The sequence below is a fragment of the Nocardia sp. CA-151230 genome (genome assembly GCF_050942175.1).
Classification (GTDB): domain Bacteria; phylum Actinomycetota; class Actinomycetes; order Mycobacteriales; family Mycobacteriaceae; genus Nocardia.
This window is the reverse complement of sequence record NZ_CP192061.1, coordinates 8,566,212-8,586,014: the sequence shown is the minus strand read 5'-3', so window position 1 is coordinate 8,586,014 and position 19,803 is coordinate 8,566,212. Positions and strand designations below refer to the sequence as shown.

Below are 19,803 nucleotides of genomic sequence, written 5' to 3'. Positions count from 1 at the left end.
CGGGTGGTTAGCCTCACTCCTATGGCGATTCGGGAAGTAGCAAGCGCGGACGGCACGACCATCGTTTACCGGGTGACCGGTCCGGAGGGGGCCCGGCCGCTCGTTCTCCTGCACGGCTGGTCCGGCAACCTGCGCTGCTGGGGGCAGGCCGCCGACCTGCTCGCCGAGCAATTCCGGGTGATCGCGGTCGACCTGCGCGGCCACGGCTACTCCGACGCCCCTGAATCCGGATACGACGACCCGAAGAACTGGGCGGCCGATATCGCCGCCGTGCTCGCCGCCGAGAACATCTCCTCCGGTGCGATCCTGCTGGGCTGGTCCTACGGCGGCATCGTGCTGTCCGACTACCTGACCGCCTACGGGACCGGCGCGATCGCGGGCGTCGTCTACACCGGTTCACAGGCCAATATCGGCCGCGGCGTCCAGGGCGCGGAGACCGGTCCGGGCATGGGGAAGGCCATCCCCGACGTCTTCGACGAGAGCGCGGGCAAGGCCATGCGCGGTTTCGCCGCCTTCGGCAATGCCAATACCGGGCCCGGCCGCGACAAGGGCGTGGACGCCCAGCGCCTGTTCGGCGGGAGCATCGCCACCCTGCCCCGAGTGCGCAAGGCCCTGTTCTATCGCACCGTCGACAACACCGAGACCCTGCGCGGCCTGGACGTGCCGGTGCTGGTGCTGCACGGCACCGCCGACCCGGTGGTGCCGATCGAGAACGGCCGCTACATCGCCGACACCGCGCCGGATGTGCGGACCTCCTACTGGGAGGATGCGCAGCACGGCCTGTTCATCGAGGATCCCGGCCGGTTCGTGACGGAGATCACCAATTTCGTTGAGGCGCTGGGGTAATCGCGCCTCGCGGGAGTTCGGGGGCGAAGCCCTCGGGCGGCCCACGCGCGTTGTGACCGACCTCACTTGGGAAGGTAACCCGTGCATGGGGTGTTACTACCCCCGTGCACACTGGAGTGGTGAGTCAGCGCCTGGACCTACGGCCCAATCGGATTGCCGTGCTATCGGTGCATACCTCACCACTCGCCCAGCCCGGGACCGGAGACGCGGGCGGCATGAATGTCTACGTGCTGCAGACCGCCATCGAACTGGCCCGTCGCGGCACCGAGGTCGAGATCTTCACCCGGGCCACCTCCTCCAATGACGAACCGGTGGTCGAGGCCGCGCCGGGCGTGCTGGTCCGCACGGTGGCCGCGGGACCCTTCGAAGGGCTCGACAAGCACGATCTGCCCACCCAGCTGTGCCCCTTCGCCGCCGAGGTGCTGCGCACCGAGGCCCGCAATCTGCCCGGCCACTACGACCTCATCCACTCGCACTACTGGCTCTCCGGCCAGGTCGGCTGGCTGGCCCGCGACCGCTGGCGAGTGCCTATGGTGCACACCGCCCACACCCTCGCCGCGGTCAAGAACGCCTACCTCGCCGAGGGCGACTGCCCCGAGCCGGCGGTCCGTGAGATCGGTGAGAAGCAGATCGTCGCCGAGGCCGACCGGCTGGTCGCCAATACCGCCGACGAGGCCCGGCAGCTGGTCGAGCTGTACGGCGCGGACCCCGACCACATCGATGTGGCCCTGCCCGGCGCCGACCTGACCCGCTACCAGCCCGGCGACAAACTCGCCGCCCGCCGCGAACTCGGCCTGCCCGCGCACGAGCGCATCGTCGCCTTCATCGGGCGCATCCAGCCGCTCAAGGCCCCCGACGTACTGGTGCGCGCGGCCGCCCAGGTGCTGGCCGAGGAGGCCGCCCTGCCGACCCCGCCACAACGCCCGCTGCGCGTGGTGATCGTGGGCGGCCCGTCCGGCAGCGGACTGAAGAAACCCGAGGCCCTGATCGAACTGGCTGCGGCCCTGGGCATTTCGGACCGGGTCACCTTCCTGCCGCCCCAGCCCGCGCACCGGCTGGTGCAGGTCTACCGGGCCGCCGACCTGGTGGCCGTGCCCAGCTACAACGAATCCTTCGGCCTGGTCGCCATCGAGGCGCAGGCCAGCGGGACCCCCGTGCTCGCCGCCGATGTGGGCGGGTTGAGCACCGCCGTCCACGACGGTGTCTCCGGCCTGCTGGTCCCCGGCCACCAGACCGGCGACTGGGCCGCCGCCCTGCACGCACTGCTCGACGATCCGGGCAAGCTCGAGGACATGGGCCGGGCCGCGGTCGGCCACGCCGCCAACTTCTCCTGGGCGCACACGGCCGAGGCGCTGCTCGACAGCTATGCCGCCGCGCTCGCCCAGGCGCCGGTCGTCCGGCCGCACAGCGGTAACCTGCACACCGACAGCAATCACGCCAGATCGCTGGCGCTGTGGCGGCGTCGGATGGGAGCAGTACGCAGATGAGCGAGGCCGACCGCACCGAGGAGTGGACGCCCCGCCCGCATGCCAGCAACGGCGGCCTGAACGACGAAACCGCCCGCGCCACCGCGCAACTCATCGACGCGACGCTGCGCGAACGCGAGATCGAGTACACCCGCGACGCCCCCGACCTGTTCGTGGTGGTGCTCCCCGGTGAACGCAAGCTCAAGACCGTCATCGGCGTCAGCGTCGGCAAGCACGGCGTCCGTATGGAATCCTTCGTCTGCCGCAAGCCCGACGAGAACTTCGAGGGCGTCTACAAATTCCTGCTCCGCCGCAATCGCCGCCTCTACGGCGTGGCCTACACCATCGACCGCGTCGGCGACATCTACCTGGTCGGCCGCATGTCCAACGACCGCGTCACCCCCGACGAACTCGACCGCTGGCTCGGCCAGATCCTCGAGGCCGTCGACGCCGACTTCAACACCCTCCTCGAACTCGGCTTCGCCGAATCCATTCGCAAGGAATGGAAATGGCGGGTCTCCCGCGGCGAATCGCTGAAGAACCTCCGTGCCTTCGAGCACCTGGTGGACAGCGCGGACAAGCTCCCCCGCCTCCCCGGAACTTCAGCGCACGACTGAGAGCCGTCGGCGTCGGGTACGCGTGCCGGCGGTCGAGAGCCGGACCAATTTGGTCGTCCCCGACGAGTTACCCCCGCCCGTTGCGAAACCAGCTGTCACGATGACATACGGAAAACGCACTCCATGCGCGACAATCGGCCGGGCCATCGGGACACGGGAGCACGCAGGAGGCGGTCGGCGATGACGGTGATAGCGCTGGATATCGGAGCGACCAAATTCGCGGCGGCGACCGTGAATACGGCAGGGGTGACCGGTAATCCGTGGCGGATCGCCGTGCCGGAATCCGGGGTGTGGGACGCGTGCCGGGAATTGCTGGTGGCGGTTGCCGGCGGTGAGACGGTCACGGCGGTCGGGATCGGGTCGGCGGGGCCGGTGGATGTGCGGACCGGGTATGCCGGGCCGCTCAATATCGCGGAATGGGCCGGGGGTTTCGGGCTGGTCGAGGCGGTGCGGGAACTGTTTCCCGACGCCGATATTCGTTTCGCCATCGACGGCGTGTGCCTGGCGCTGGCCGAACAGCGATGGGGCGCGGCGCGTGGCGTGGACGACGCGCTCTGTATGACGGTGTCCTCGGGCATCGGCGGCGGCCTCATCAGTGACGGGCGAGTCGTCATGGGGCGCACCGGAAATGCGGGCCATGTCGGACACATCGTCGTTCCCGGTAACGAAGAGCCCTGCGCCTGTGGGGGATTCGGCTGCGTCGAGGCTGTGGCCAGTGGGATGTCGTCGGTGCGCTGGGCGCGACGGCAGGGGTGGGGCGGGAGTACCGGTGTCGAACTGTCGAAGGACGCGGCGACCGGTGATGCGGTCGCACTCGCCGCGCTGGAACGGGCGGGCACGGCGCTGGGCCGGGCCATCGCCTCGGCGGCCGCCCTCCTGGACACCGATCTGGTCGTGGTCGGCGGCGGATTCGCGCAGTCCGGGGAACCGCTGTGGCGGCCGCTGCGAAAGGCCGCCGCGGCGCACGCGAAGTTGATCTTCCTGCGGGAACTGCGCGTGGTGCCGTCCGAATTGACCGATCAGGCCACGCTGCAGGGTGCCGCGATTCTCGCGCTCGGGGCAGCGAATGCAGGCGAAACCCCGCGTGGGAGGATGACCTCATGACGTACACCCTCGTGTTGCTGCGCCACGGCGAGAGCGAATGGAATGCCCTGAACCTGTTCACCGGTTGGGTGGACGTTCGTCTCACCGGCAAGGGTGTCGCGGAAGGCAAGCGTGCCGGTGAATTGCTCGCCGAACACGGGATTCTGCCGGATATCGTCTACACCTCGCTGCTGCGCCGTGCCATCAGCACCGCCAACAATGCCCTCGACGCCTGCGACCGGCACTGGATTCCGGTGGTCCGCGACTGGCGCCTGAACGAGCGCCACTACGGCGCGCTGCAGGGCAAGAACAAGGCGGAGATCAAGGAGCAGTACGGCAACGACCAGTTCATGCTGTGGCGCCGCAGCTACGACACCCCGCCGCCGCCGATCGAGGTGGACAGCGAGTACAGCCAGGACGGGGATCCGCGCTACGCCGGCATCGAGGTGCCGCGCACCGAGTGCCTCAAGGACGTCGTGGCCCGGATGGTTCCCTACTGGGAGGACACCATCGCGGCCGATGTGCGCTCGGGCAAGACGGTTCTCGTTGCCGCGCACGGTAATTCGCTGCGCGCCCTGGTGAAGCACCTGGAGAACATCTCCGACGAGGAGATTTCCGAACTGAATATCCCCACCGGTATCCCGCTCAAGTACGAGCTGGACGAGAACCTGCGGCCGATCGGCAAGGGCGAATACCTCGACCCCGAGGCCGCCGCGGCGGGCGCCGCCGCCGTGGCGAGCCAGGGCGGCAAGTAATTCGAGACGAAACTCGCGCTGTGACCGAATTTTCCGGTCACAGCGCGTTTTTCATTTCCGGCGAAGGTTTCGCTTCGAAGCCTCGATCGGAATGCCTTATCCACTACTGTGATCCGCGTCTCACTACGTGACCGTAGGGTATTCCCCTGTCTCGCAAAAGAATTTGCCGAAGCGTTGCCAGTTTAAATCGGTGTCTGTAACCGGGGTTTGCAACTTACTTCGCAGTAGATATGCTCTGGGCGTTCGACCATTGCGAGAGGTAGATCACGTTTGATGAAGCACGCGCTACGGGCCACGGTCTCGGCCGCCGCGGCCGCTCTGCTCCTGCCTGCTACCGGCATCACCGCCGATGCCACCATCCCCACCGGGCCCGACGGCGGCGCCGCCGGCGCCGAGTGGACCGCCATCGAGGATGGGCAGCAGCAGTACCCCAACGTCTTCATCGACTGGGACGTCCCGATCACCATGAGTGACGGCACCGTCCTGAAGGCCAATGTCTACCACCCGGCCGACGCCGCGGGTCATCCCATCGCCGCCCCGACGCCGACCGTCGTCAATATGACGCCCTATACCAAGCTGGTGTCGAACGTCGCCGACAGCGCCTTCTCCGTCCCCGGTCTGTCCGACGCGCTCCTCGACGTCTTCCGCAATATCCACCTCGACGGCACTCCGCTCACCGGCTTCGGTGAACTGCTGAACGCGGCGGGCAACGGCGAACTCCGCAACTTCTCCGTCGACCGCCAGCTCATCAGGTCCGGGTACACGCAGGTCGTCGTGGACGTGCGCGGCACCGGCTTCTCGCAGGGTGAGTGGGACATGCTGCGCGGCCGCGAACAGCAGGACACCGTCGAGGTCATCGACTGGGCGTCCAAGCAGGGCTTCAGCAATGGCCGCATCGGCATGAACGGCCTGTCCTACTCGGCCATCAACCAGGTGCAGGCCGCCGAGAAACAGCCGCCCGCGCTGAAGGCCATCTTCCCCATCGTGCCCGGCAGCGACCTCATCGACGACGTGCTCGCGCCCGGCGGCGGCTTCGGCTTCAACTTCATTCCGCTGTGGCTGAGCGCCATCAACGGCCTCAAGTGGGTGCCGGACGTGGCCTCGATCGCCAACGGCACCTTCGACTTCAAATGGCTGCAGGATCGCGTCAACGATCCCTTCGGCTACCTCGACGTGCTCATGTCGGCCTACACCAGCACGGACATGAACAGCATCGACCCGCGCGTCAAGGACATGCTCAACGGCCTCAGCCAGGAACGCCAGGAGTGGCTGGGCGACCCGGCCGAGATCCAGGTGCCGACGTTCGTGACCGGCGGCTGGCACGACCTCTTCACCTACTCGGAATCCAAGATCTACAACCAGATTCCGCTGCCGCCCGGCCAGAAGCAGCTGCTCATGGGCAACACCTACCACGTCACCTCCGGCGCGGATGTCAACCGGGTCGGGGCGCCGCCGCGTCTGGACGTGCTGCAGCGCGCCTGGTTCGACAAGTGGCTCAAGGGCATCGACAACGGCATCGATCAGTACGGCCCGGTGACCCTCAAGCAGCAGGGCGGCGGCTGGACCACCCAGGGCGGATTCGGGCCCACCGCACCGGTTTCCGAGGCCGCCGACTACCGCCGCATGTACCTCTCGTCGCAGCGCTCGGGCACCGCGAACAGCGTCTACGACGGCTCGCTCACCGCGGACGCCAATGGCGACACCGACCGGCTCACCGTCGCGCCCGGCCTGTCCACAGTCTGCTCCAATGACGCGGCCCAGGCCACCGCGGGCATCCTGAACCTGGTCGACGCCTGCGCCAAGGACTCCCGCATCGCCGAGACCAACGCCCTCACCTTCACCAGCGCGCCGGTGGCCGAGGCCACCACCGTCTCGGGCCCGATCGCGGTGCACCTCAACACCGTTCAGGACGCCACCGACGGCTACTGGACCGTCACCGTCAACGATGTCGCCCCCGACGGCCAGTCGACCGTGCTGACCTCCGGCGAGCTCATGGCCTCGCTGCGCCAGGTCGACGAGGCCAACAGCGCCCGCTCCGCCAACGGCGACTACACCGACCCGCGCGCCTTCACCTCCCTGGACAAGCGCGAGGAGACCGTCCCCGGCGAGGCCACCAACCTCGACATCGCCCTCGGCGGCACCCAGGCCGTCCTGCAGCCGGGCCACCGCCTGCGCGTCGATGTGTTCGCGGGCAACTTCCCCAAGGGCCTGCCCATCCTGCCCATGCTGATCGACACCGGCCTGAAGCCCGAGCATCTGCAGCTCGATCCGGATCGCCCGAGCTTCGTGAACATCCCGGTCCGCGGTAACACCGGCTGGTGAATCCGTCTCTCCGGGATCGAAGCCCCGGGTGTGCACAACGGCGTGCACACCCGGGGTTTTGCTTTTCGCCCGCATCGGTGCCGAGGTTCAGGCTTCGCCGACGATGACGACTTTGCCGGTGACGGTGCCGGATTCGGCGAGGGTGAGCGCCCGTGCGGCCTCCCGCAACGGGATTCGGGCCGCGATCTGGGGCTGTAGCACGCCGCGCTCCGCGAGATCGAGCACCGCGCCGAGGTCCGCGGCGAGTTGAGCCTGGAACCGGGCGAGCCGGCGACGTCCGGCCCAGATGTTGTAGAAGGACGCATTCCGCCCGTTGGGCAGCGCGTTCCACCACAGCAGCCGCGCGAACAGCTTCAGCACCGGCAGACGGGAATCGCCCTCCTCGTCCTTGGTGGCCGCGCTGCCGTAGGAGACGAGGGTGCCGCCGGGCGCCAGCAATGCGAAGGAGTCCACGATGCCGGGACCGCCGACATGATCGAAGACGGCGTCCACCCCGTTCGGCGCGAGCGCCCGCACCTGGGCCGCCACGTCCCCGCGATAGTCGACCGGCAGTGCGCCGAGCGCGGCCACCGCGTCCGCGTTGCGTGCCGACGCCGTCCCGATCACCCGGATCCCGGCGGCGCGCGCCAGCTGGACCAGCGTCGAGCCGACACCCCCGTTCGCCCCGTGCACCAGAATCGTCTGCCCTGCACGGGCCTTCGCCTTCCGGTGCAGCATCTGCCACGCGGTGATGCCATTGACGACGAAGGTCTCCGCCGCGTCGGCCGCCAGCCCGTCGGGTACCGGCACCAGATCGCCCGCGGGTACCGTGAGATGGCTGCTCCAGCCGCCGATCTTGGTCAGCGCCGCGACCCGGCGGCCGACGAGGGCCGGATCGACCCCGGCTCCGACCGCGATCACCTCGCCGACGATGTCGTAGCCGGGCACGAATGGAAACGCCGGCTGGTCATAGTATTTGCCGCGCCGCATCTGCTGTTCGGCGAAGGACACGCCCGTCGCCTCCATGCGGACCAGCGCCTCGCCGGTTCCCGGCGGCGGCAATTCGCGGTCGGTGACGGTCAGGCCCTCCGGCTCGACGCGTCCCGGCAGCACTACCTCGGTGACGATGATGTTCGACATCGGTTTGTCCTTCAGGTGTGTGATTGGTCAATCACTCTTGGTCGAAAGAAAACGCCCTCGTCGGAGGGCGCGTGAGCGTCAGTTGAAGTGGCGGATTCCCGCGGTCAGGGTGGCGGCCCAGGCGCCCTCGCCGGCGTCCAGGCCGAGGGTGGTGATCAGGTGGCACAGCTGTCCGTAGGCCATGAAGTGCTGCACCTGTTCACCCGTTGCGCCGGAACGGGTTTCGGCGAAGTCGGTAATGCGCTGGAGGCCGCGGCGCATGGCCGCGGCGATATCGGGCGTATCGGCCGCGGACAGAGCGTGCACCTGCAGCATGAGCAAGCTCTTATCCGTGATCAGTTCGGCGTAGGCCCCGCCCATTTCGTGCAGCACCCGTTCCGGATCGCCGCCCGGTGTCCGGGCGGCTCCGGTGCCCAGCGCCCCCTCGACCCGCTCGAAACACCGGTCCAACGCGGCGACGAACAACTCCACCTTGCTGGGGAACAGTTTGAACACGTACGCGGGGGAGATCCCGGCCGTCGCGGCGACGGTGTTGATCGGGGTCCCGTGGAATCCGGTCTTGGCGAATTCGGTGATGGCCGCGTCCAGCACGGCTTCCCGCCGAATGTCCGAAGTCGAGAGTGTGATCCCGCGCCTGTTCATGTGAGTGACCGTACACTCACTCTCTGCTTCCTGGCAAGCCCGCCGGCCTGATCGGCAACGGCGAAGGCGGACTCCAAGGGCGGGAACATGGCCCGGGCGTCGTGGCCCGCGAACCAGAGACCGACCACGAAGGCCGATGTGGCCTCGAGGTACCGGGCCTGACGCAGACCGCCCGCGTGGACGGGGTGCAGTTTCAGATCCTCGGCCAGCCCGGCCACGGCCGCGACCGCGTCGGCGTCATCGCCGCACAGGGGCACGGTCAGGGCACGGCCCTCGAAGGCCCGGTGCGGGCCCGCCCAGACCTCGGCCGCAAGGAGATTGAACGCCTTCACCACGTGCGCTCCGGGCGCGGTCGCCGCGATCCGTTCGGCCACAGCGGGTTCGGAGAGGGTGAAGCCGCCGGCGTCGGGGGCGAAGGCATTGGTGCAGTCGATGAGGGTTCGGCCGGTGTAGGTCTCGCGGTGCGCCCGAAACACGTCGTCGAGAGCCGAGACCGGCAGGGCGAGCAAGGTCGCCTCGCCGAATCGCGCCGCCTCGTCGAGGGTGGCCGCCCGGGCGCCGTGGCCGATGGCCTCCGCCGCCGCGGCGGCTCCGGCGGAAGTCCGTGCCCCGACGACGATCTCGTGTCCGGCCGCGGTCCAGCCGCCGCCGAGCGCCCGTGCCATCTGACCGGCTCCGATGATTCCGATTCGCATATCCACTCCTATGGTCTGGCTTGCGAAATCGACGCTAGGGATTCCGATGCGCACTCCCGGGTGCCCAATGGCGATGGCAGGCTGGATTCATGACGGCCGAGATCATCGAACCGGTGGAATTCGCGGAGTACGGCGGGCTCGAATCCGATTGCCCCGCGCGGCTGGCCGTGGACGTATTCGGCAATTCTTGGCTGACTGTGATCGTCTACACACTCCGCGAGGGCCCGATGCGGCCGGTGGAGTTGCGGCGGGCGATCGGCGGCATCAGTCAGAAGATGCTCACCCAGACGCTGCGACGCATGGAGCGGATGGGATTGCTGGAGCGTCGCCGATACGCGGAAGCCCCACCGCGCGTTGAGTATTCGCTGACTCCGGCGGGCGTGGATCTGCTCATCCCGATCTTCGCGCTGGGGGAGTGGGCGGACCGCCACGGGGACACCGTCCGCACGGCCCTCTACGGCGACGCCGAGGACTGATCCGCGATCGCGAAAGTGGTTGCCGCAAGGGCGCTCAGCGGTCGAGACACGCTGACCGAACATTGCGTAAACGCCGGGCTAACGAGGATGGAAGTGCCCATGACCTGCGTGAAACTTCCAGCACCCGGGGTTTGACCCCGCGTCGGCGACCGTACGATTCAAAGTGTGAGCGTTCCACAGGCCGTGCTTTTGGCAGTCCTGGCGGCCGTAGTCGGACTGGCCGTCGGAGGACTGCTCATTCCGTATGTGAACGCTCGCCAGGAGCGCCTGCGCGCCGCCACCGACACCGGGCTGACCATGTCACAGGTCCTGGACCTGATCGTGCTCGCCTCCGAGTCCGGCATCGCCGTGGTGGACCAGTACCGGGACGTGGTGCTGGTGAACCCGCGCGCCGAGGAGCTGGGCGTCGTCCACGACCGCCTGCTCGACGAGCGCGCCTGGGCAGCGGTGGAACAGGTGCTGGCCGGCGGCCAGGACGTCGATTTCGAACTCACCGCCAAGATCCCCATGCCGGGCCGTGCCCGCCTCGCTGTCCGAGGGGTTGCTCGGCCGCTCTCGCAGGAGAACACCAACTTCGTGGTCCTGTTCGCGGACGACGACTCCGAGCAGGCCCGCATGGAGGCCACCCGCCGCGACTTCGTCGCCAATGTGAGCCATGAGCTCAAGACCCCGGTCGGCGCCATGAGCCTGTTGGCCGAGGCGTTGCTGGAATCCGCCGACGATCCCGACTCGGTGCGGCACTTCGGCGAACGGCTGCACGGCGAGGCCCGCCGCATGGGCAAGATGGTGACCGAGCTCATCGCACTGTCCCGCCTGCAGGGCGCGGAGCGGCTGCCGGAGCTCGAGGCCGTCGAAGTCGACACCGTCGTCACCCAGGCCATCGAACGCTCCCGCACCACGGCCGAGGCCGCGGGCATCACCGTCTCCACCGACGCCACCAGCGGCCTCGAGGTGCTCGGCGACCAGACCCTGCTGGTGACCGCCCTGTCCAACCTGGTCGAGAACGCCATCGCCTACTCGCCGCGCGGCTCGCACGTGTCGGTGAGCCGGGCGCTGCGCGGCGGCTACGTCAATATCGCGGTCACCGATCGCGGCATCGGCATCTCCAAGGAGGACCAGGAGCGCGTCTTCGAGCGTTTCTTCCGGGCCGACAAGGCGCGCTCGCGTGCCACCGGCGGTACCGGCCTCGGGCTGGCTATCGTCAAGCATGTGGCCGCCAACCACAACGGTGAGATCACGCTGTGGAGCAAACTGGGCACCGGATCGACGTTCACCCTGCGTATCCCGGCCCATCCTGCCGATTCCAACGGTCAGGTCGACAAGAGACTTGCCACCGGTGTTCCGGTGGCCAAGAAGGAAAACGGCTCGCGCCCCCTCGGGCGGGCCAGAACCAACGGTGTGGAGGCAACCCGATGACGAGTGTGCTGATCGTCGAGGACGAGGAGTCGCTGGCCGATCCGCTCGCGTTCCTGCTGCGCAAGGAGGGGTTCGAGGTCACCGTGGTGGGTGATGGCCCGGCCGCCCTGGCCGAGTTCGACCGTTCCGGCGCGGACATCGTCCTGCTCGATCTCATGCTCCCCGGCATGAGCGGCACCGACGTGTGCAAGCAACTGCGCGCTCGCGGCAGTGTCCCGGTGATCATGGTGACCGCGCGGGACAGCGAGATCGACAAGGTGGTCGGCCTGGAACTGGGCGCCGACGACTACGTCACCAAGCCCTACTCCTCGCGCGAGCTCATCGCCCGCATCCGGGCCGTGCTGCGCCGCGGCGCCGGCGAGGAACCCGACAACGGCAGCGAGACCAGCGTGCTGGAGGCCGGCCCGGTGCGCATGGACGTGGACCGCCACACCGTCCAGGTGAACGGCAAGGCGGTGACCCTGCCGCTCAAGGAGTTCGACCTGCTCGAATATCTGCTGCGCAATTCGGGTCGCGTGCTCACCCGCGGGCAGCTCATCGACCGCGTCTGGGGCGCCGACTACGTCGGCGACACCAAGACCCTCGACGTGCACGTCAAGCGCCTGCGCTCGAAGATCGAGGCCGACCCGGCCAAGCCGGAACACCTGGTCACGGTGCGCGGCCTGGGCTACAAGCTCGAGGCGTAGCCCGCCCGACGACAAAGAACCCGCCCGCTTCGAATTCTCGAAGTGGGCGGGTTTCGGCTTTCTCCCGACCAAGTTTTCGTGCGTCCCCGGCCGTGTCCGGCGCTCTACGCGTTGGGGTCGGACTTCATGGTGTAAACCCACGCGGGGCCCAGACCCGGCAGGTCCTGCTGGTCCAGAATGAGCCAGCCCAGACCCGGGTTGTCCTGCTGCATGCAGCCGTACCACGGCACGTCGGCGCCATTGCCCTTGCACGCGATGGTGTGGCTGGTGCCGTAGGGGCTGACGATGATCTGCTTGCCGGCATCCTTGGCGCTCAGCACGGCGGGATCGTTGTAGGTGACGAAATCGGCGGTGCGATCTGTGAACGCGTTGGGGTCGGCGCTGTCGGCGAACGCCTGCGGTGCGATGGTGAGAACGGCACCGGCGGCCAGCGCCGCGACGGCGAGGGTTTTCTTGATCATGGCCAGGATGTCTAACACGCTCCGGTGAATTCGCAATAGCGGAACGATGTCGCGCTTACTTCGGGCTATTCACATCCCGAGGTCATCGGACCGGAGGGGATGCGAAATATACTTCTGCGCAGCCTGATTCGTTTGTCGCCCGGCGGTACCGGCTGTTCACCTTCCGGAAACCCGCGATCGCGTCACATAACGACGGGGGCTGGGCTCGGGACGTCCGCGCCCGCCGCGATGTGACGGCGGGCACGCAGCCGGTGCGGACTACGACCCCGCGCTGCCGGTCAGCCCGCCGAGCAGGCCGCCCAGCGCCGAACCCGCGCTGCCGGTCCCGCCGCCACCGCCGGTACCGCCACCACCGCCCGGCTGGGACGGATCGGTCACGTTCACGATGATGGTCTTGGTGTTGCCGCCCTGCGAAGCGGTGATCATGTGCTGGCCCGCGGTGGTGGGCTTCCAGTCGATGCTGGAGTAGCCGATCGGCCACGGCACCTTGCCGGCCGGGGTGAGGCTGGTGCCGTTGTCCGACCAGTAGACGAGCAGGCCGATGCCCGCGCCGCTGAGGTTGGCGGTGAGGGTGTAGCCGGTGTTGATGGTGTACGGGGCGCTGCCGGAGATGGCGACCGAGTCGACCGTGGCGGCGGCCTGCGGCGCGGCCAGTACGGCGACGGCGGCGGTGGTCGCGAGGCCCGCGACGCCCGCGCCGATCCGACGGGCTGATTTCGATGCCCGAATGCTGCTCATGCGGAAAGTCCTGTCTCGCTTGCTAGTTCGGCGTGGTGCCGCTGCTGCCGCTGCCGAGCGGGCCGGCGGGCCCGAAGCCGCTGCCGGTGCTGCTCGAGCCCGAGCCGAGCGGTGCGTCGGCCACCTGCACGACGATCGACTGGCTGTTGGGGCCCTGTGACGCGGTGATGACGTGCTGTCCGCTGGTGGTGGGCCGCCAGCTGATGGAGGCGTGTCCGGGCGGGGACGGGATCTTGGGCGGGCCGATCTCGTTGCCGTTGTCGCTGAAGTACACGAGCAGGCCGATCGAGGCGCCGCTGAGGGTGGCCGAGATGGTGTACGCCTTGTCGACCACCGGGTTCGTCTGGTCGATGCTGACCGTGTCGACCGCGGCCAAGGACACGGGGGCCGCGACCACGGCCGCGGCGGCGAGGGCGGCGAAGCCGGTGATCCCCACGCCGGCTCGGCGCGCGCTGATCCTCGGTGGTGTGTTGCGCATGTGTTGCTCTCCTGTGCTGCCCCACGGGGAGATGTGCGGGCTTCCGCACCTTAAGGGACCGGATGTGTGAAGCGTGGATATTTCGAAAAAATAATCAAGCAAGCGTCCGCTTGGTCCTGGTGGGCGTGACGGGCTCCCGAGGAAAACCCGTCACGCCGTGCCCGGAACGGGCATTTGCTAGCTGCTGCCGAACAGCCCGCGCAGCAGTCCGCCGACCAGGGTGCCCGCGCTGCCGCTCGCGCTACCCGTGCCATTGCTGCCCGTGCCGCCGCTGCCCGGCGTGGTGGTCGGCGGGTTGCTGGTGGGCGGCGTGGTGGTGGTCGTGGTGGGCGGTGTGGTCGTGGTCGTGCCGCCGGAACCGGTGCCGACATTCACGACCAGGGTCTGGGTGCTGTTGCCCTGCGAGGCCGTGATGATGTGCTGACCCGGCGTGGACGGCGACCAGTCCAGGCTCGCCTCACCCGGCGGCCACGGCACCTTGCCGGCCGGAGTCAGGCTGCTGCCGTTGTCGCTCCAGTAGATGAGCAGACCGACCGACGCGCCCGACAGGGACGCGTGCAGGGTGTAGTCGCCGCCGACCGTGGGGGTGGCGCTGGAGATGGTGATCACGTCGACGGTGGCGCTCGCGGTCGGCGACATGGCCACCGTGACCGCGGCGGCGGCCGCGACCGTGACGCCGGCCAGCCCGGCCCCGATCACGCGGCCCGAAGGCTTGCTGCGCATGGATACTCCTGTGCTTCTCATGGTGTGCCCCAAGGGAATCGGGGTGTGAATCGGATCAGAGCCCGAAGGGCAGGCCATTGGCGCTGCCGGTGCCGCCGCTGCCGGTGCCGCCGCTGTTGCCGGGCGACGTCGTGGTGGTGGGCGGGACCGTCCTGGTGGTGGTCGTGGGCGGGACCGTGGTGGTCGTGGTCGGCGGGACCGTGGTCGTGGTGGTGGGCGGGACCGTCGTGGTGGTGGTCGGCGGGACCGTGGTCGTGGTGGTCGGCGGCACTGTCGTGGTGGTGGTGCCGTCGCCGACGTTCACGATCAGGGTCTGGGTGGTGCTGCCCTGCGAGCACGTGATGATGTGCTGGCCCGAGGTACTCGGGGTCCAGTCCAGGCTGGCGTGGCCGGGGGGCCAGGGGACCTTGCCGACCGGGGTCAGGCTGCTGCCGTTGTCACTCCAGTAGACGAGCAGACCGACCGAGGCGCCCGAGAGGTTGGCGCTGAGGGTGTAGCTGGTGCCGACGGTCCAGTTCGATCCCGAGATGGAGACCGAGTCGACGCTGGCGTGCGCGGCCGGGGCCTCGTGCGTGGTCAGGACGGTGACCGCACCGGTCGCGATGGCCAGCCCGGCCAGACCCGCGCCGAGGCTGCGCCCCATGGGGGTGATTCTCATGAAAACTCCTGGATTTCAGGGGAATTGGTCTCGATCAGAGACCGAAGGGCAGGCCATTGGCGCTGCCGGTGCCACCGCCGCCACCGCCGCCGGGGGTGGTCGTCGTGGTGGGCGGGACCGTGGTGGTGGTCGGGGGAACCGTTGTGGTGGTGGGCGGTTCGGTGGTGGTGGTCGGCGGTGCCGTGGTCGTCGTCGGCGGAACCGTTGTGGTGGTGGGCGGTTCGGTGGTGGTGGTGGGCGGTGCCGTGGTGGTGGTCGGGGGAACCGTTGTGGTGGTGGGCGGTTCGGTGGTGGTCGTCGGCGGCACCGTCGTGGTCGTCGGCGGTTCAGTGGTGGTCGTCGGCGGGACGGTGGTGGTGGTCGGGGGGACCGTGGTCGTGGTGGTCGGCGGGACCGTCGTGGTGGTGGTCGGCGGGACGGTCGTGGTGGTGGTGCCGTCGCCGACGTTCACGATCAGAGTCTGGGTGGTGCTGCCCTGCGAGCACGTGATGACGTGCTGCCCGGGGGTCTTGGGGGTCCAGTCGAGGCTGGCGTGGCCGGGGGGCCAGGGCACCTTGCCGACCGGGGTCAGGCTGCTGCCGTTGTCACTCCAGTAGACGAGCAGACCGACCGAGGCGCCCGAGAGGTTGGCGCTGAGGGTGTAGCTGGTGCCGACGGTCCAGTTCGATCCCGAGATGGAGACCGAGTCGACCGAGGCGTGGGCGGCGGGGGCTTCGTGCGTGGCCAGAACGGTGACTGCGCCCGTCGCGATGGCCAACCCGGCGAGGCCGATGCCGAGATGGCGGCCGCCCAAGGGGAATTTGCTCACTTTGCGTACTCCTGTGCTGCGACCCATGTGGATAGGGGTCCGACGCACAGTAAGGGAGCGGGAATGTGAAATTGGGTGATTTCAGAAAATTGCTGGCTAGTTCTCCGCTATTGCTACGCGGGCTTCGCCTTCCGGGCCGCCTTCTTCGCGGGCACGGCCTGGTTCTTCGCGGCCTCGGCGGCCTTCTCCTCCGCGATGGCCGTGGCCGGATGCACCGCCACGATGCCCAGGCCCTGGCGGCGCTTGCAGTGCTGCGCCAGCTCGTCGTAGGCGGGCTGGCCGATCAGCTCGATCAGCTCGGGCGCGTAAGCCTCCCATACCGGGCGGGTGCCGACGTGCGCATCCGGCGAACCGGTGCAGTACCAGTTCAGATCCAGGCCGCCGGGACCCCAGCCGCGGCGGTCGTACTCGGTGATCACGGTACGCAGGATCTCCACCCCGTCCGGCCGGTCCACCCACTCCTGGGTGCGGCGGATGGGCAGCTGCCAGCACACTTCCGGTTTCACGGTGAGCGGCTCCAGGCCCTTGCGCAGTGCCATGGTGTGCAGCGCGCAGCCGATGCCCTCGGCGAAGCCGGGCCGGTTGAGGAAGATGCAGGCGCCGTCCACCCGCCGGGTGCGCAGGGCGGGCTCGTCGTCGAGGTCGTCCTCTTCCAGGTACAGCTTCTTGCGGACGCGGCCCTTGTCGTCGACGGCTTTGTCCATCAGCTGCCAGTCCTCGGCTGTGAGCATTTTCACAGCCCGGTGCAGCTTCTTGCCGTCCTCCTCGTCGGAGAGGAACGCGCCGTGTGAGCAGCAGCCGTCGTTCTCCCGGCCGTCGATGATGCCCTGACATGCCGGAGTGCCGAAAACGCAGGTCCAGCGCGAGAGCAGCCAGGTCAGATCGGCCGCGATCAAATGCTCATCATTTGCTGGATCGACGAATTCGATCCACTCCCGCGGGAAGTCGAGTTCAACTTCGGGCGCCGGGTCGATCTTCGCCGCTGGTCGCAGCCCGGTCGGTCCGCTCGCCGATGCACCTGCCGTCACAATGCGGAACGCTAACAGCTCAGTCGCCTGGCCAGAAGTCCTGACCCACCCAGTACCGTGTTCTTGTGCGGCTCGGTGTACTCGATGTGGGAAGCAATACCGTCCACCTGCTCGTGGTGGACGCGCATCGTGGTGGACACCCGATGCCTATGAGTTCGACGAAGTCGGCCCTGCGGCTGTCCGAGAGCATGGACGACGATGGCCGGATCACCTCCGCGGGCGCGGCGCGGCTGACCGCGACGGTAGCCGAATTCGCAAGTATCGCAAAGACTTCCGGATGCGTGGAGCTGATGGCGTTCGCCACCTCCGCGGTCCGCGAGGCCACCAACTCCGACGAGGTGCTGTCCCGGGTGCGGCGCGAGACCGGAGTCAATCTGCAGGTGCTCACCGGTGTCGATGAGGCTCGACACACCTTCCTCGCGGTGCGGCGCTGGTACGGCTGGAGCGCCGGGCGGATGTTGAATCTGGACATCGGCGGCGGCTCGCTCGAGATGAGCAACGGCGCGGACGAGGTGCCGGATGTGGCGCTCTCGCTGCAACTGGGCGCGGGCCGGCTGACCCGCGACTGGCTGCGCCACGATCCGCCGGGCAAGCGCCGGGTCGCGGTGCTGCGCGACTGGCTCGACGCCGAGCTGGTGCTGCCCAGCAAGCAGCTGCTCGAGGTGGGCCGCCCGGATCTGGCGGTCGGCACCTCCAAGACCTTCCGCTCGCTGGCCCGGCTGACCGGCGCCGCCCCCTCTGTTGCGGGACCCCGGGTGCGGCGTACTCTCACCAGTTCCGGCCTGCGGCAGCTGATTGCGTTCATATCGAGAATGACGGCCGCCGACCGGGCAGAATTGGAAGGCGTAAGTTCTGATCGGTCACAGCAACTGGTGGCCGGTGCGCTGGTCGCGGAGGCGAGTATGCGGGCTCTGTCCCTGGACACGCTCGAAATCTGTCCCTGGGCACTGCGAGAGGGATTGATCTTGCGCAAACTGGATACCGACCTGGATAGCGAACCGATTACCGGCGGCCCCGACAGCGGCCTGTCGGGCCCGATCGAAACGGTGTCTCGATGACCGAGGATTCAAGCCAGCTGTCCGTCGCCGAGCTGCTGGCCCGGAACGGCCAGCAGAGTGGGGCCCCCGCCGGCGGCGGCGGGCGCAGACGTCGAAGCGGCCGTGGCATTTCCGTCGCGGAACTGACCGGTGATATTCCGGTGGTGAGCGCGGGATCGTCCTCACACGCCGCGCCGGACGAGGACGTGGCCGAGCCCGCCCCGGTCGAATCGGACTATTCAAACTCTGCGAACTTCTCGAATCATCCTGATTATGCGAGCTTTCCGGATTATTCGGATCTGGTAGCCGCCGCCTCGGGCAAGCCGGACTATTCACAGTACGACGCGGTACCCGATCCGGACCCCGCGTATTCGCCGCTCTCCGGGCCGATTTCGTACTACGACCCGCTGGCTCCCGCCCCGCAGCCGCCGTCCCTACCCGAGCCGTCCCAGGACTGGTCCGCCGGTCTGGACTGGCCGCCGACCGAGAACCCGGTACCGGAGGCCCGCCCGAGCGGCGGCCGCCGCCGCAAGCCGGACCCGCTGGACTCCGATATCGCGCTGGGCCGGTTGCCGGGTATCGAACCTCCCGCCCCGCCCGCCGCGCCGCGCGAGGGCGGTCGCCGGCGCCGCTACGACCCGGAAGACGACAACACCGACGAGGTGCGTCCGTTCCGCGGTGACACCGGCCGGCCCGCCGACGGGGCCGCGCGCACCCAGTTCAACCCCGCGGTCCGCCAGCCCTTTGACGACCGGCCGCCGTACGAGGACCAGCCGCTCTTCGGCGACCCGGACCGCACCCAGTTCCAGCCGGCCGCCCCCGCGTGGTCGCCGATGCCGGGACCCGAACCGCTACCGCGTACCCCCGGGCAGGATCGGCCGCCCTTCGAGCCGCCGCAGGCCGCGCCCGCCGCACCGCCGTTGTCGCGCTCGGCGCGTCGGCACGCGGAATCGCAGGTCCCGAATGCCCCCCAGGGTCCGGCCGTCGACCGCCGCAGCGGCGTCGACCACGGCGCGGCCAATGGACTTCCGGAATGGTCGGCGCGACGACGACCCGACGCCGACCCGGTCCGCGACCGCCACGATCAGGCCGCGGTGCCGACCGCCGCGTGGTCGTCGCTGGCCGACTCCGATCAGCAGCTGCTCTCCGGGGAATCGGTTGCGGGTGATCTGCTCCGCGACGCCCAGCAGCGCGACGATCAACGCGCGGAACGGAATTCGCGAAGCGCCGGTAAACGTCCGGGTGGCGGGCGCGGGCGCGCGGCGGTGGCGCCCGAGCCGGAGCCCGACGACCACCTCACCGATTTCTACGAGCCGCTCGACGACTACGACGACTATGACGACGAGCCCGAGACGTCGCTGGGTGGGCGGCTTTCCGCGCTCACGCAGAAGGCCGGCTCCCTCGCCCGCAAGAGCAGGAGCAGCCGCGGCGCCCCGGCCCGGCCGGCCCGCTCGCGTGCCGCGGCCCGCTCCGACAGCGACGAGCATCGCCGGCAATGGCTGATGATCGGGGGCCAGAGCGTGGGCGCCGCGGTCGCGGGCATGTTGCTGTTCAAGGGCTTCGAACGCATGTGGGAAATGCTCCCGTGGGTTGCCCTGGCCCTGGCCATGATCGTGATTCTCGGCCTGGTCGCCCTGGTGCGGGTACTGCGCCGCACCGATGACATCTTCAGCACTGTGATTGCCGTCGTCGTGGGCGTCTTCGTGACGCTCGGACCGCTAGCCTTTCTACTCAGTACGAACTGAGCAG

General features: G+C 68.8%; 21 protein-coding genes. 11 read left to right on the top strand and 10 right to left on the bottom strand.

The genetic code is table 11. The annotated features are described in order from the left end of the window. Window positions 1-21: 21 nt before the first annotated feature. The 6 genes from ACQP1O_RS40190 to ACQP1O_RS40165 all read left to right on the top strand — a co-directional run bounded on the left by ACQP1O_RS40190 (window position 22) and on the right by ACQP1O_RS40165 (window position 7,089). Window positions 22-846: an alpha/beta fold hydrolase gene (locus tag ACQP1O_RS40190; protein ID WP_433563491.1), complete on the top strand. Its 825-nt coding sequence runs from the start codon at window positions 22-24 to the stop codon at window positions 844-846. Between the two features lie 119 nt (window positions 847-965). Continuing rightward, window positions 966-2,333: a D-inositol-3-phosphate glycosyltransferase gene (gene mshA / locus ACQP1O_RS40185; RefSeq protein WP_433563490.1), complete on the top strand. Its 1,368-nt coding sequence runs from the start codon at window positions 966-968 to the stop codon at window positions 2,331-2,333. Then, on the top strand, window positions 2,330-2,929 hold the full coding sequence (locus ACQP1O_RS40180) for a YbjN domain-containing protein (RefSeq protein WP_433563489.1): 600 nt from the start codon (window positions 2,330-2,332) through the stop codon (window positions 2,927-2,929). Before mshA ends, ACQP1O_RS40180 begins: the two co-directional genes overlap by 4 nt. 123 nt (window positions 2,930-3,052) lie before the next feature. After that, window positions 3,053-4,033 carry an ROK family protein gene (locus ACQP1O_RS40175; RefSeq protein ID WP_433563488.1) on the top strand — a complete coding sequence of 327 codons (981 nt, stop codon included), beginning with the start codon at window positions 3,053-3,055 and terminating at the stop codon, window positions 4,031-4,033. Next, window positions 4,030-4,767 (top strand): phosphoglyceromutase, encoded by a 738-nt coding sequence (locus tag ACQP1O_RS40170; protein ID WP_433563487.1) that lies wholly within the window; start codon window positions 4,030-4,032, stop codon window positions 4,765-4,767. The genes ACQP1O_RS40175 and ACQP1O_RS40170 overlap by 4 nt, the downstream gene beginning before the upstream one ends. Before the next feature lie 273 nt (window positions 4,768-5,040). Further along, window positions 5,041-7,089 carry a CocE/NonD family hydrolase gene (locus ACQP1O_RS40165; protein ID WP_433563486.1) on the top strand — a complete coding sequence of 683 codons (2,049 nt, stop codon included), beginning with the start codon at window positions 5,041-5,043 and terminating at the stop codon, window positions 7,087-7,089. 87 nt (window positions 7,090-7,176) lie between these two features. Here the strand turns inward: ACQP1O_RS40165 and ACQP1O_RS40160 are convergent, their stop codons facing one another. The 3 genes from ACQP1O_RS40160 to ACQP1O_RS40150 form a co-directional block, all read right to left on the bottom strand. Next, entirely contained in the window at window positions 7,177-8,208 is a 1,032-nt protein-coding gene (locus ACQP1O_RS40160; RefSeq protein ID WP_433563485.1) for a medium chain dehydrogenase/reductase family protein, read from the bottom strand. Window positions 8,209-8,286: 78 nt separating this feature from the next. Continuing rightward, entirely contained in the window at window positions 8,287-8,850 is a 564-nt protein-coding gene (locus tag ACQP1O_RS40155; protein ID WP_433563484.1) for a TetR/AcrR family transcriptional regulator, read from the bottom strand. Beyond that, on the bottom strand, window positions 8,847-9,545 hold the full coding sequence (locus tag ACQP1O_RS40150; protein WP_433563483.1) for an NADPH-dependent F420 reductase: 699 nt from the start codon (window positions 9,543-9,545) through the stop codon (window positions 8,847-8,849). Before ACQP1O_RS40150 ends, ACQP1O_RS40155 begins: the two co-directional genes overlap by 4 nt. 89 nt (window positions 9,546-9,634) lie before the next feature. On the opposite strand from ACQP1O_RS40150, the gene ACQP1O_RS40145 reads away from it, so the two are divergent. The 3 genes from ACQP1O_RS40145 (at window position 9,635) to ACQP1O_RS40135 (ending at window position 12,123) form a co-directional block, all read left to right on the top strand. Next, entirely contained in the window at window positions 9,635-10,021 is a 387-nt protein-coding gene (locus ACQP1O_RS40145) for a winged helix-turn-helix transcriptional regulator (protein WP_433563482.1), read from the top strand. A gap of 165 nt (window positions 10,022-10,186) precedes the next feature. Continuing rightward, window positions 10,187-11,437 (top strand): sensor histidine kinase, encoded by a 1,251-nt coding sequence (locus ACQP1O_RS40140; RefSeq protein ID WP_433563481.1) that lies wholly within the window; start codon window positions 10,187-10,189, stop codon window positions 11,435-11,437. Continuing rightward, entirely contained in the window at window positions 11,434-12,123 is a 690-nt protein-coding gene (locus tag ACQP1O_RS40135; RefSeq protein WP_154790977.1) for a response regulator transcription factor, read from the top strand. The genes ACQP1O_RS40140 and ACQP1O_RS40135 overlap by 4 nt, the downstream gene beginning before the upstream one ends. 104 nt (window positions 12,124-12,227) lie before the next feature. Here ACQP1O_RS40135 and ACQP1O_RS40130 read toward each other — a convergent pair whose 3' ends face one another. From ACQP1O_RS40130 to ACQP1O_RS40100, 7 genes are all read right to left on the bottom strand, one after another. Further along, window positions 12,228-12,584 (bottom strand): hypothetical protein, encoded by a 357-nt coding sequence (locus ACQP1O_RS40130; protein WP_433563480.1) that lies wholly within the window; start codon window positions 12,582-12,584, stop codon window positions 12,228-12,230. Between the two features lie 258 nt (window positions 12,585-12,842). Beyond that, window positions 12,843-13,322: a hypothetical protein gene (locus ACQP1O_RS40125; RefSeq protein WP_433563479.1), complete on the bottom strand. Its 480-nt coding sequence runs from the start codon at window positions 13,320-13,322 to the stop codon at window positions 12,843-12,845. 22 nt (window positions 13,323-13,344) lie between these two features. Beyond that, window positions 13,345-13,800, bottom strand: coding sequence for an Ig-like domain-containing protein (locus ACQP1O_RS40120; RefSeq protein ID WP_433563478.1), 456 nt, complete (start codon window positions 13,798-13,800; stop codon window positions 13,345-13,347). A gap of 177 nt (window positions 13,801-13,977) precedes the next feature. Next, window positions 13,978-14,523, bottom strand: coding sequence for a hypothetical protein (locus ACQP1O_RS40115; RefSeq protein WP_433563477.1), 546 nt, complete (start codon window positions 14,521-14,523; stop codon window positions 13,978-13,980). 55 nt (window positions 14,524-14,578) lie between these two features. Further along, window positions 14,579-15,181, bottom strand: coding sequence for a hypothetical protein (locus ACQP1O_RS40110; RefSeq protein WP_433563476.1), 603 nt, complete (start codon window positions 15,179-15,181; stop codon window positions 14,579-14,581). Between the two features lie 34 nt (window positions 15,182-15,215). After that, window positions 15,216-15,989, bottom strand: a complete 774-nt coding sequence (locus ACQP1O_RS40105; protein WP_433563475.1) for a hypothetical protein — start codon at window positions 15,987-15,989, stop codon at window positions 15,216-15,218. A gap of 113 nt (window positions 15,990-16,102) precedes the next feature. Continuing rightward, complete coding sequence (locus ACQP1O_RS40100; protein ID WP_433563474.1) at window positions 16,103-17,017, bottom strand: hypothetical protein; 915 nt, start codon at window positions 17,015-17,017, stop codon at window positions 16,103-16,105. 65 nt (window positions 17,018-17,082) lie between these two features. On the opposite strand from ACQP1O_RS40100, the gene ACQP1O_RS40095 reads away from it, so the two are divergent. Together ACQP1O_RS40095 and ACQP1O_RS40090 are read left to right on the top strand one after the other, a co-directional pair. After that, on the top strand, window positions 17,083-18,075 hold the full coding sequence (locus ACQP1O_RS40095) for a hypothetical protein (protein ID WP_433563473.1): 993 nt from the start codon (window positions 17,083-17,085) through the stop codon (window positions 18,073-18,075). Beyond that, window positions 18,072-19,799 carry a hypothetical protein gene (locus ACQP1O_RS40090; RefSeq protein WP_433563472.1) on the top strand — a complete coding sequence of 576 codons (1,728 nt, stop codon included), beginning with the start codon at window positions 18,072-18,074 and terminating at the stop codon, window positions 19,797-19,799. The genes ACQP1O_RS40095 and ACQP1O_RS40090 overlap by 4 nt, the downstream gene beginning before the upstream one ends. Window positions 19,800-19,803: the final 4 nt, after the last annotated feature.

Coding starts and splice junctions, on each gene's coding strand:
- ACQP1O_RS40190 (WP_433563491.1), top strand. CDS start 22: ATGGCGATTCGGGAAGTAGCAAGCGCGGACGGCACGACCATCGTTTAC.
- ACQP1O_RS40180 (WP_433563489.1), top strand. CDS start 2,330: ATGAGCGAGGCCGACCGCACCGAGGAGTGGACGCCCCGCCCGCATGCC.
- ACQP1O_RS40175 (WP_433563488.1), top strand. CDS start 3,053: ATGCGCGACAATCGGCCGGGCCATCGGGACACGGGAGCACGCAGGAGG.
- ACQP1O_RS40170 (WP_433563487.1), top strand. CDS start 4,030: ATGACGTACACCCTCGTGTTGCTGCGCCACGGCGAGAGCGAATGGAAT.
- ACQP1O_RS40165 (WP_433563486.1), top strand. CDS start 5,041: ATGAAGCACGCGCTACGGGCCACGGTCTCGGCCGCCGCGGCCGCTCTG.
- ACQP1O_RS40160 (WP_433563485.1), bottom strand. CDS start 8,208: ATGTCGAACATCATCGTCACCGAGGTAGTGCTGCCGGGACGCGTCGAG.
- ACQP1O_RS40155 (WP_433563484.1), bottom strand. CDS start 8,850: ATGAACAGGCGCGGGATCACACTCTCGACTTCGGACATTCGGCGGGAA.
- ACQP1O_RS40150 (WP_433563483.1), bottom strand. CDS start 9,545: ATGCGAATCGGAATCATCGGAGCCGGTCAGATGGCACGGGCGCTCGGC.
- ACQP1O_RS40145 (WP_433563482.1), top strand. CDS start 9,635: ATGACGGCCGAGATCATCGAACCGGTGGAATTCGCGGAGTACGGCGGG.
- ACQP1O_RS40135 (WP_154790977.1), top strand. CDS start 11,434: ATGACGAGTGTGCTGATCGTCGAGGACGAGGAGTCGCTGGCCGATCCG.
- ACQP1O_RS40130 (WP_433563480.1), bottom strand. CDS start 12,584: ATGATCAAGAAAACCCTCGCCGTCGCGGCGCTGGCCGCCGGTGCCGTT.
- ACQP1O_RS40125 (WP_433563479.1), bottom strand. CDS start 13,322: ATGAGCAGCATTCGGGCATCGAAATCAGCCCGTCGGATCGGCGCGGGC.
- ACQP1O_RS40120 (WP_433563478.1), bottom strand. CDS start 13,800: ATGCGCAACACACCACCGAGGATCAGCGCGCGCCGAGCCGGCGTGGGG.
- ACQP1O_RS40115 (WP_433563477.1), bottom strand. CDS start 14,523: ATGCGCAGCAAGCCTTCGGGCCGCGTGATCGGGGCCGGGCTGGCCGGC.
- ACQP1O_RS40110 (WP_433563476.1), bottom strand. CDS start 15,181: ATGAGAATCACCCCCATGGGGCGCAGCCTCGGCGCGGGTCTGGCCGGG.
- ACQP1O_RS40090 (WP_433563472.1), top strand. CDS start 18,072: ATGACCGAGGATTCAAGCCAGCTGTCCGTCGCCGAGCTGCTGGCCCGG.